The 10,693-nt window shown below is 29.8% G+C and carries 9 protein-coding genes and 1 pseudogene; 9 read left to right on the plus strand and 1 reads right to left on the minus strand.

All coding sequences use genetic code 11. The features are described from left to right. The 9 genes and pseudogenes from B3603_RS03280 to B3603_RS03320 all read left to right on the plus strand — a co-directional run. A partial coding sequence (locus B3603_RS03280) for a ribonuclease J (protein ID WP_291560703.1) occupies positions 1-938 on the plus strand: 938 nt, incomplete at its 5' end. A gap of 65 nt (positions 939-1,003) precedes the next feature. Further along, complete coding sequence (locus tag B3603_RS03285; RefSeq protein ID WP_291560705.1) at positions 1,004-1,354, plus strand: YlbF family regulator; 351 nt, start codon at positions 1,004-1,006, stop codon at positions 1,352-1,354. 133 nt (positions 1,355-1,487) lie between these two features. After that, positions 1,488-3,308: a translational GTPase TypA gene (gene typA, locus B3603_RS03290; protein ID WP_291560707.1), complete on the plus strand. Its 1,821-nt coding sequence runs from the start codon at positions 1,488-1,490 to the stop codon at positions 3,306-3,308. Between the two features lie 25 nt (positions 3,309-3,333). Beyond that, entirely contained in the window at positions 3,334-4,335 is a 1,002-nt protein-coding gene (gene mltG, locus B3603_RS03295; protein ID WP_291560710.1) for an endolytic transglycosylase MltG, read from the plus strand. Positions 4,336-4,599: 264 nt separating this feature from the next. Continuing rightward, entirely contained in the window at positions 4,600-5,292 is a 693-nt protein-coding gene (locus tag B3603_RS03300; protein ID WP_291560712.1) for an O-methyltransferase, read from the plus strand. Then, on the plus strand, positions 5,258-6,487 hold the full coding sequence (locus B3603_RS03305) for a peptidase U32 family protein (protein WP_291560722.1): 1,230 nt from the start codon (positions 5,258-5,260) through the stop codon (positions 6,485-6,487). Before B3603_RS03300 ends, B3603_RS03305 begins: the two co-directional genes overlap by 35 nt. Then, positions 6,487-7,107, plus strand: coding sequence for a uridine kinase (udk, locus tag B3603_RS03310; protein ID WP_291560714.1), 621 nt, complete (start codon positions 6,487-6,489; stop codon positions 7,105-7,107). The genes B3603_RS03305 and udk overlap by 1 nt, the downstream gene beginning before the upstream one ends. 780 nt (positions 7,108-7,887) lie before the next feature. After that, positions 7,888-8,832 (plus strand): penicillin-binding transpeptidase domain-containing protein, encoded by a 945-nt coding sequence (locus B3603_RS03315; protein ID WP_291560717.1) that lies wholly within the window; start codon positions 7,888-7,890, stop codon positions 8,830-8,832. Between the two features lie 197 nt (positions 8,833-9,029). After that, positions 9,030-9,458, plus strand: a pseudogene (locus B3603_RS03320) (sigma-70 family RNA polymerase sigma factor); the annotation flags it as partial. 19 nt (positions 9,459-9,477) lie between these two features. On the opposite strand, the gene B3603_RS03325 reads toward B3603_RS03320, so the two are convergent. Further along, a partial coding sequence (locus tag B3603_RS03325) for a recombinase family protein (RefSeq protein WP_291560719.1) occupies positions 9,478-10,693 on the minus strand: 1,216 nt, incomplete at its 5' end.

Raw genomic sequence — 10,693 nt, forward strand, 5'->3', positions numbered from 1 at the left:
AGATAATTGAAGCAGCTGGTAGGCATGGTAGAAAGGTTGCAGTATCTGGAAGAAGTATGGAGAATATTATGGCAGTAGCTATAGAGCTTGGTTACATTAAGCTTGAAAAAGATATCCTAATAAATATAGATGCCATTTCAAAGTATAATGATGATCAAATTGTTATTATAACTACAGGAAGCCAAGGGGAACCAATGTCTGCGCTTTCAAGAATGGCTTCATCAGATCATAAAAAGGTAAATATTACAGAGGGAGATACAGTTATAATATCTGCTACACCAATACCAGGAAATGAAAAGTTGATATCAAAGGTTATAAATCAACTTTTCAAAAAGGGAGCTCAGGTTATTTATGAGGTTCACGTTTCAGGGCATGCTTGTCAAGAAGAACTAAAACTTATGCAAATTTTAGTAAAACCTAAGTTCTTTATTCCAGTTCACGGTGAATATAGACATTTAAAACAACATGGAGAATTAGCTATGAAGCTAGGATTGCCAGAAAAAAATGTTTATATTGGAGAAAATGGTGATGTAATTGAATTGACAAGAGATTCAATAAAAAAATCAGCATCAGTAGTATCTGGTCAAGTATTTGTTGATGGACTAGGTGTTGGAGATGTAGGTAACATAGTTCTTAGAGATAGGAAACATTTATCTCAGGATGGAATACTTACAGTTGTTGTAACTATAGAAAAACAAAGTGGAACGGTAATTGCTGGTCCTGACATTATATCTAGAGGTTTTGTTTATGTAAGAGAATCAGAGGATTTAATGGAGGAAGCAAGGATTTTAGTTAGAGATGCACTTAAACAATGTGAAGAAAATAAAATCACAGAATGGCCAACAATAAAGGCTAATATAAGAGAAGTATTAAGAGTGTATTTATATGAAAAAACTAAAAGACGTCCTATGATATTACCTATAATAATGGAAGTTTAACTTATATAATATATTCTTACAGATTTTAATATCTTATTTTACTTTTTAAATAAGGAGGAATTTATATGAATATATATGATAAGGCGTATGAATTTGCTAGAGTTTTAAAGGAATGTAATGAAGTTGTTGAGTACAGAGAAAGTTTAAAAAAGATAAAAGAAAATGAAGCTAATAAGAAGATGCTAGATGATTTTAGAAAAATTCAATTTGAAGCTTATAGTGAACAAATTGAAAAAGGTAAATTGTCAGACAGCATGAAGGAAAAGCTTGAAAATATGGGCTCAGTAGTTACGTTAAATCCTGATATTGGAAAATTTCTTCAAGCAGAAGCTAACTTTGGAGTTATGTGGGAAGATGTAATGAAAATTCTAACAAAAGCTATGGGAATTGAAGCAGAAATTGACACTAGAGAATAATTCTCCGTAAAGTTGACTTTTATTAAACATAATATTAGAATAGGTATAGTTAATTAAAATTGGATACAGACTTCGTATCCAATTTTCTTTTGTACGTGAATTGTAGAAAATTGATGAAAGATGGAGGAAAATAATGAATATATTCACAAGAGAAGACATAAGAAACATAGCAATAATAGCCCATGTTGACCATGGTAAGACTACATTGGTTGATGCACTATTAAAACAAAGTAAAGTTTTTAGAGAAAATGAAAAGGTTGAGGAAAGAGTAATGGACTCTAATGACTTAGAAAGAGAAAGAGGAATAACAATTCTTTCAAAGAATACCGCAGTTCAATATGGAGATATAAAAATTAATATTATAGATACTCCAGGACACGCAGATTTTGGTGGAGAAGTTGAGAGGGTTCTAAAGATGGTAGATAGTGTTCTACTAGTAGTTGACTCTTATGAAGGGGCTATGCCTCAAACTAAATTCGTTTTAAAGAAGGCTTTAGAACTTAACTTAAAACCAATAGTTGTAATAAATAAAATAGACAAACCAAATGAAAGAGCAGCGGAAGTTATTGATGAAGTATTTGACTTATTTGTTGAGCTTGGAGCTTCTGATGAACAGTTAGACTTTAAAGTTATATATGGTTCTGCAAGAGATGGATATGCTAAAGAAGAATTAGAAGATGAGTCAGATAGCATGGAACCATTATTTAAAGCTATAATAGACCATGTTGAGCCACCAAAAGGAGAATTAGATGCTCCACTTCAATTACTTATTACATCATTAGATTACAATGAGTATGTTGGTAAAATTGGTGTAGGTAAGGTAATTAGAGGAACTATCAAAAAAAATCAAAACGTTGCCTTAATGAGAAAAGATGGAACTATAAAAAATGTTAAAATTTCTAATTTATATACATATAATGGTCTGAAAAGAGAAGAAACAGAAGAAGCTAAATTAGGAGATATAGTTGCAATTTCAGGGATTTCAGATATAAACATAGGAGAGACAATTGCTGATGCTCAAAACCCTGAGGCGCTTCCATTTATAGAGATAGATGAACCAACATTAAGCATGAACTTTATAGTTAATAACTCTCCTTTTGCTGGTCAAGATGGTGACTTCGTTACATCAAGACACTTAAGAGATAGACTTATGAAAGAGTTAGAAACTAACGTAAGCTTAAGAGTTGAAGAAACAGATTCTGCTGATAGCTTTAAAATTAGTGGAAGAGGAGAGCTTCATTTATCTATATTAATAGAGACAATGAGAAGAGAAGGATATGAGTTCCAAGTTTCTAAGCCTACAGTAATATATAAAGAGGAAAACGGTAAAAAACTTGAGCCAATTGAACATTTAACTATAGACGTACCAGAAGAATTTATGGGACCAGTTATGGAAAAGTTAGGACCTAGAAAAGCTGAAATGGTAAATATGACAAGTGCTATAAATGGATACACTAGACTTGAATTTAAAATTCCGTCAAGAGGTCTTATAGGATTCAGAAATGAATTTATGACTGATACTAGAGGTAATGGTATAATGAACAGTGTATTAGAGGGCTATGAGCCTTATAAGGGTGAAATTGCTGAGAGAAGCAGAGGATCATTAGTTGTATTTGAAACTGGTGAATCAGTTACTTATGGATTATATAATGCACAAGAAAGAGGAACATTATTCATAGGAGCAGGAATTCCAGTTTACCAAGGTATGGTTATTGGGGAATGCTCAAGAAGTGAAGATGTAGAAGTTAATATATGCAAGAAAAAACAACTTACAAACACAAGATCCTCTGGTGCAGATGATGCATTAAAATTAGTTACGCCTAATGAAATGTCATTAGAAAAATGTTTAGATTTTATAGCTTCTGATGAACTTGTAGAAATTACACCGTTAAACATAAGAATGAGAAAGAAGATATTAGATCCAAATATGAGAAAAAGAGCAGCAAAAAAATAAAACTATTTTATGATGGGGTGATTCTGTGAAAAAAGGAATTATTATTGCTACCATATTTTTGGTAGGTGCGTTATTATTAGGGGGAATATTTTATAATAGCAATGCAAAACATCCTTTTAAAGCAACAGAAGATTTTACTATTGAAGTTAAAGAAGGAGACACATTATATAACGTAATTGAAAAATTAAAAGGTGAAGGTAAGTTGAAAAATACAACTTTAACTAAAGTGTATATTAAGCAAAAGAATCTTCAACCTAATATAAAACCAGGTAGTTACAATATAGCTAAAGGTGTGTCAGTAGAAGAATTTATTGCTATGCTTGAGGACTCTAGTTTAGATAAGAGTAATATTAAAGTTACCATTCCAGAAGGATATGATGTAGATGGAATAGCTGCTACTCTAGAAAAAGCTGATGTAATTAGTAAAGATGAATTTATATCAGCAGTTAAAGAGTATAAATTACCAAGCTATATCAAATCTAATAGTGAAAGAAAATATGATCTAGAGGGATTTTTATTTCCAGATACTTATAGTTTTAAAAACGGTGTATCTGGCGAGGAAATAATTAAGACTATGAATGGTAGATTTAATGAAGTAATTAAGGATTTAACTAAAGAAAAGCCTTTAAATGATGAAGAGTTATATAATATAATAACTATGGCATCTATTGTAGAAAGAGAAACAAGTAATCCTAAGGAAAGAGATATTGTAGCTTCAGTATTTTATAATAGAATAAAAGAAGATATGAAATTTCAATCTTGTGCTACAGTACTTTATGCACTAGGAAAACATAAAGATAAGTTATACGAAAAAGACTTAGAAGTAAATTCTCCATACAATACTTATTTAGTTAAGGGGCTTCCTGTGGGACCAATTAGCTCTCCAGGAAGTGAAGCAATAAAGGCTGCGATAAATCCGGCAGAAACTAATTACTTATTCTTTGTTTCTAATAATGATGGTACGCATTTTTTCACAGATAACTATGATGAATTTTTAAAGGTTAAAGAAAAAACGCAGGGATTTTAAGAACAGATATTTATATAATATTTGTTGAGATTATCACATGAAAATTTTAAAAAACTAAATTGTTAAGAATTAACAATTTTACTTAATTAATCATTGGCAATGAACAATTTACAATGAGATTCTAATCATACTATAAGAATCTACATAATTGTTCACTGTCAATATTTAATAGTAAAATTTGTGAGTTATTGGTTAAAGTCTTATATATGAGGCTTTATATTTCAGTTTGCATTAAAATGTTATATATTAAAATGGAGGATACTTATGAGTGGAGTTACACATGATTATATGGAATTATATTTAAGAAATCTTATTCCAGATGATGTTGGTATTTTAAAGGAGATGCATGACTTTGCAATAGAAAATAAGGTACCTATTATCCAAAAAGAAGGAGCTAAGTTTCTACAGTTTATGGTGACCTTAAAAAAGCCAAAGAAAATTTTAGAACTTGGAACTGCCATAGGATATTCATCTATTTTAATGAACTTAGCAGCCGGTGGTAATAATAATATTACTACTATTGAACGAGACGAAAATATGATAAAATTAGCTAAAGAAAATATTAAAAAATATGGATTAGAAGATAAAATAAATATAGTTGAAGGTGACTGTTTAGAGATATTAGAGAATTTAGAAGATGAATATGATATGATTTTTATGGATGCAGGAAAAGGACATTATAATCATTTTTTACCTCATTGCTTAAGACTTTTAAAAGAAGATGGAGTAATTGTAGCGGACAATGTATTATTTAGAGGTATGGTAGCTTCTAAAGAATTAGTACAAAGAAGAAAAATAACTATAGTTAAAAGGATGAGGAGTTATTTAGATATGGTTTCTAGTGACGATAATTTAGTAACCACAGTTATACCTATGGGTGATGGTATTGCTTTAACTATAAGGAGGAATGAAAATGATANNAATGATAAAACCAGAGTTACTAGCTCCGGCAGGTAATTTAGAAAAATTAAAAACTGCGATTGACTTTGGAGCGGACGCTGTATACTTAGGGGGAAGTAAGCTAAATTTAAGAGCTTTTGCAGATAATTTTACTAATGAAGAGCTAAAAGAAGGAATAGAGTATGCTCATGCAAGAGGGAAGAAAGTCCATGTAACAATGAATGTGTTTCCTCATAATGAAGATTTAGAAGGGTTAGAAGATTATTTAAAAGAACTTTATGAAATAGGTGCAGATGCTATAATTGTTGCTGACCCTGGAATAATAATGACAGCTAGAGAAGTAGTTCCTAATCTTGAAATTCATTTAAGTACTCAAGCAAATAATGTAAACTATAAATCAGCAATATTTTGGTATAAACAAGGTGTTAAAAGAATAGTTTTAGCTAGAGAATTAACATTAGAAGAAATCAGAGACATTAAAGACAAAGTTCCACAAGAATTAGATCTTGAAATTTTTGTTCATGGTTCAATGTGCATGTCATATTCAGGTAGATGCTTATTATCTAATTATATGACAGGAAGAGATGCCAATAGAGGACAATGTGCTCAGCCTTGCAGATATAAATATCGTCTTGTAGAAGAGAAGAGAAATGAAGAGTATTTCCCAATTATTGAAGATGATAAAGGAACATACATAATGAATTCTAAGGACTTGTGTATGATAGAATATATTCCAGAGCTTATGAATACAGGAGCAATATCTTTCAAGATAGAAGGTAGAATGAAAAGTGCTTATTACGCAGCTACAGTGGTTAAGGCATACAGAGAAGCAATAGATACATATTTTGAAAATCCAAAAGAGTACAAGTTTCAGCAAAAATGGTTAGAAAATCTTCAAAAACCAAGTCATAGAAAATATTATACAGGTTTTTATCTTGGTGATAAGGATAGTCAGATATATGAATCTTCTTCATATATAAGAAATTATGATATTGTTGGAACTGTTGTGGAATTCGATAAAGAAAATAATTTAGCAGTTATAGAACAAAGAAATAAGGTTTTAGATAACGATGTGGTTGAAGTTTTAAGGCCAGTTGGTGACAATATAGAAATAACTTTAAAAGATATGAGAGATAGTAAAGGAAACAAGATAGATTCAGCTCCTAGCGCACAAATGTTGTTTAGTGTTAAGGTAGATACTGAACTACAGAAAAATGATATACTTGTAAAGGCTAAGGAGGATAAGAAGTAATGAATCGTCCAGTTTTAATAGGAATTACAGGGGGTACAGGCTCAGGAAAAAGTACTATAGCTAAAGAAATATATAAAAGCTTTGGAGAAGATTGTATAGCTATGATAGAGCAAGATTCTTATTATAAGGATCAAAGTCATTTAACTTCAGAAGAACGGGTTAAAACAAACTATGACCACCCAGATGCTTTTGACACTAAATTATTAGTTGAACAATTAAATAAGTTAATAAATGGAGAGGCTGTAGAAAAGCCAATCTATGATTTTGAGATACATAATAGAGTAAAAGAAACTGTTAGAATTGAACCAAGAGATATAATAATATTAGAGGGAATATTAATTCTACAAGAAGAGATACTTCGTGATATGCTAGATATAAAGATATATGTAGATACTGATCCAGATGTAAGATTTATAAGAAGAATGGTTAGAGATGTTAAAGAAAGAGGAAGAACTATAGATTCAGTTATTACTCAATATTTGACAGTAGTTAAGCAAATGCATGAGCAATTTACAGAAAACACTAAAAGATATGCAGATATTATAATACCAGAAGGTGGACATAATAAGGTTGCTATAGATATAATAACAGCTAACATAAAACAAATATTACAAAAATAGTAAAAATATATATTATTGAGAATATAACACCTCACTTTAGTCAAAAATTTAAGCTAAAGGGAGGTGTTTTTATGAGGAAAAAAACCTATAGTTTTATAAATTATAAGTGGAAGGAGATTACTATCAATAGAATTTATATTGTAGCAGTATTATTAATTTGTAGTTTTCTTGCACTATTAGGTAGATTATATTATATACAGTATTATAAAGAAGAAACCTATTCAGTGATGGCTGATATGCAATATTACTATGAAGAAAATATAAGCAATATAAACTATAAATTATTGGGAAGAAATAATGAGGAGCTTTTCGATTATCAATATAAGTATTTTGTAACAATAGATCCTATGACTTTTTTAACTTTAAATAATGATACAAGCTTACAAGATATACAAACTGTAACTTATATATTAAGAAATTATAATAAGGATTATGATTTGTCACAAATAAAATATAAAGATAAAAGTCAAAAATATACTTATGAAATAGACTATAAAACCTATGAAAAATTGAATAGCTCTAAAAGTATTAATGGAGTCTATACCTATAAACAAAAAAATGCTATGAAGGAAAAAGACTGGAAGATTGAAAATTTAATAACTTCTCCACAAAATTATAAAGATGAAAAGTTTAAAGAATCTAAATCTCTAGAGATGGACATATATAATAGAGTTAAAAAAAATCAATTTGATAAAATTCGTTATGAAAAAGATGTAAATGGAAAAATAATAGGAGAAGAAACTATAATACCTGAAGATAATGTAAATGTAAAGTTAANNTATGGAAGAAACCTTAAGGAGTGAAAATTTTAATAAATATCCTCAAATAGGTCTTACTCTTGTGGAAAGTGAAAGTGGAAAGATACTATCAATGGTCCAAAAAGATGATAATATATCTAATATAAATATTGGGGTACCTAGTAGTAACGGTTTTCTAGTAGGTTCTGTATTTAAAACTGTAGTATTTGAAGCGGCTTTAGATTTAGAATTGGTTGATTTAAAAGATGAGTACGAAATTAAGAATATATTTCCTAGAAGTATTGAGAAACAGAAAATATATACTTTAAATGAAGCTTATCTTCGTTCTTCAAACGATGTTTTTGCACAGTTAGGATGGAAAGTTGGATTAGATAATATAATTAAATATGCAGAAAGCCAAGGACTACTACATTCAGTTTTAAATCTTCACGATGAGGCACAAGGTGCTATTGAAGGATTAAATGAAAAAGATAAGTCTGGAGTTATTACGAATACTTCTATAGGGCAAACTTTAAGAACTACACCATTGGCAGTGTCAGCTATTCCAAGTACTATAGTTAATAAAGGCATATATGTAAAGCCAAAAATTTTAGAAGGTTATGTAGATAATAATGGACATATAATAGAAGAAATGTCTGTGGAGAAACATAGAGTTCTATCGGAAGAAACCGCTAATATTATGGAAGAACAAATGAGAGAGGTCATAACTTCTGAAATAGGCACAGGTAGAAAAACTAATATTGAAGGATTATATATGGGTGGGAAAACTGGGACTACGGAATATTTTGTAGATGGAAAAGAATATTCAGATGGATGGTTTGTAGGATATTTCAAGTATAAAGATAAATTTTATTCTATGGTAGTATTTATACCCGAAATAGATATTGTAAATGATGCAGGTGGTACTACTGCTGCCTATGTGTTTAGGGAAGCTATAGATAGATTAATAAAATCCAATTATTTGTAAGTGTACTGAAGCATCTTCAATAAAATATTGATTCATTATTTTATTGAAGATGCTTAATATTTTTACAATAAATTGAAGAATATTAAATTTGTCAAGGCTTATTTTAATTAAATAAGGTAGAAAAAATTTTAGTGTACAGGCTACTTTTTTGATTTCCAATCATATTATTATAATAAGCACTATTAGGGGGAACAGCTATGGTTTTCTTCAATTGGTTCTTTAATGTGATTGGAGACATTACTTTATTAACAGCTTATGTATCTGGAAGTAGCTCATTTCCACAACCTCTTACGGAGGAAGAGGAAAGAGAATATTTACAAAAGTTTAAAGAGGGAGACGTTGAAGCTAAAAATATCTTAGTGGAAAGAAACTTAAGACTGGTGGCGCATATTGTTAAAAAATACTCTTTCCCAGGTAAAGAAGTAGATGATTTAATTTCCATAGGTACAGTAGGTCTAATAAAAGCAATTGATTCTTTTGATAGTTCTAAGGGAACGAGACTGGCTACCTATGCTGCAAGATGTATTGAAAATGAAATCTTAATGCTTATTAGAAATAATAAAAAGATAAAGGGTGAAGTGTATTTACAAGACCCTATAGGTATTGATAAAGAAGGTAATGAATTACCCTAAACATGTTATACATTTAGGGTAAAACTTTAGGAAACAGCGTTATTTCAAAGTCCTCACCTCTTTTAGTTTTTTTAAATTCTATTTTGTTAACAGCAGCCTTCATTAATTTATTCTTTTTCTTTATGTCATTGGTTTTTTTATAACCAGCAATTAAATTTTCAAGTTCTAAAATGTCATGTTCACTAACGGATATTTTATTTTTATTTATAATACTTTCTATCTTTTTTATAGTTTCATTTGTCTTTCCCATTCTTCCATCTAAATTTTTAGACCTTTCAAGAAAAGTATCATCATCATATATTCCTCTTTCCAAAAAATCGAATAATTTCAATTTTTGTTCATTAAGTGTTAATAGTTCTTTTTGTAGGATGCTCAGCTGTTTTTCATACATTTTGGTATCATCATTATTCTTATTTTTATTTTCAAATTGCATTTTTTTATAGTTTTTAAAGTATTCCTCTAAGCCATCTAGTATATCTTTTTCTATCTCGGAAAATGAGTGACTAACATTACCACATTTTTTATTACATAGTATTCTAGGGTCGGGATTGCCTTTATATTTCCTCATGACCATTTTGGAATCACATACACCACATACTATCACCCCTGCAAGAGGGTTAGCCGCACCATTCACGATTTGATAAGGAATATGATATCTGTTGTTAAGTATGTTTTGTGCTTTATTCCATGTGTCTATATCTATTATAGGTTCATGCTTACCATCTACAACTATCCATTCCGATTTATCTCTAGTTCTTGTATCTTTTACTTTACCAGGAACTTTTGATTTTTTTATTTCTTTCTTTTTCCAAGTTACCTTACCAATGTAAATTGGATTTTTAATAAGGCACAACACAGAACTTCGAGTAAAATCATTACCAAATTTAGTTTTATATTTTAAAGTATTTAAATGGTCAGCAATAGCACCGGACCCATTACCTTCGATATACATTTTAAAAATCAACTTTATTGCTTCAGACTCATATTCATTTATTTTTAGAGTGCGTGATTTTTTAATCCAATGGATGTCATATCCTAACGGAGCTGTAGTAGCTATATAGTTGCCATCTTCAACACTCCTAACTCTTCCACCTTGCATGCGCTTCTTAATCATTTTATATTCTTTACGCCCCATGAAACTTTCAAATTCAAAATAGTCTTCATCATAATCATCATCTAGATCGTATGTTTTTTGAGGAGTAATTATTTTAGTATGAGAATCTTTAAAT

Origin of the sequence: Clostridium sp. UBA2485 (assembly GCF_002341865.1) — a bacterium.
Lineage (GTDB): Bacteria > Bacillota > Clostridia > Clostridiales > Clostridiaceae > Clostridium_J.

Coding starts and splice junctions, on each gene's coding strand:
- B3603_RS03285 (WP_291560705.1), top strand. CDS start 1,004: ATGAATATATATGATAAGGCGTATGAATTTGCTAGAGTTTTAAAGGAA.
- typA (WP_291560707.1), top strand. CDS start 1,488: ATGAATATATTCACAAGAGAAGACATAAGAAACATAGCAATAATAGCC.
- B3603_RS03305 (WP_291560722.1), top strand. CDS start 5,258: ATGATAAAACCAGAGTTACTAGCTCCGGCAGGTAATTTAGAAAAATTA.
- udk (WP_291560714.1), top strand. CDS start 6,487: ATGAATCGTCCAGTTTTAATAGGAATTACAGGGGGTACAGGCTCAGGA.
- B3603_RS03315 (WP_291560717.1), top strand. CDS start 7,888: ATGGAAGAAACCTTAAGGAGTGAAAATTTTAATAAATATCCTCAAATA.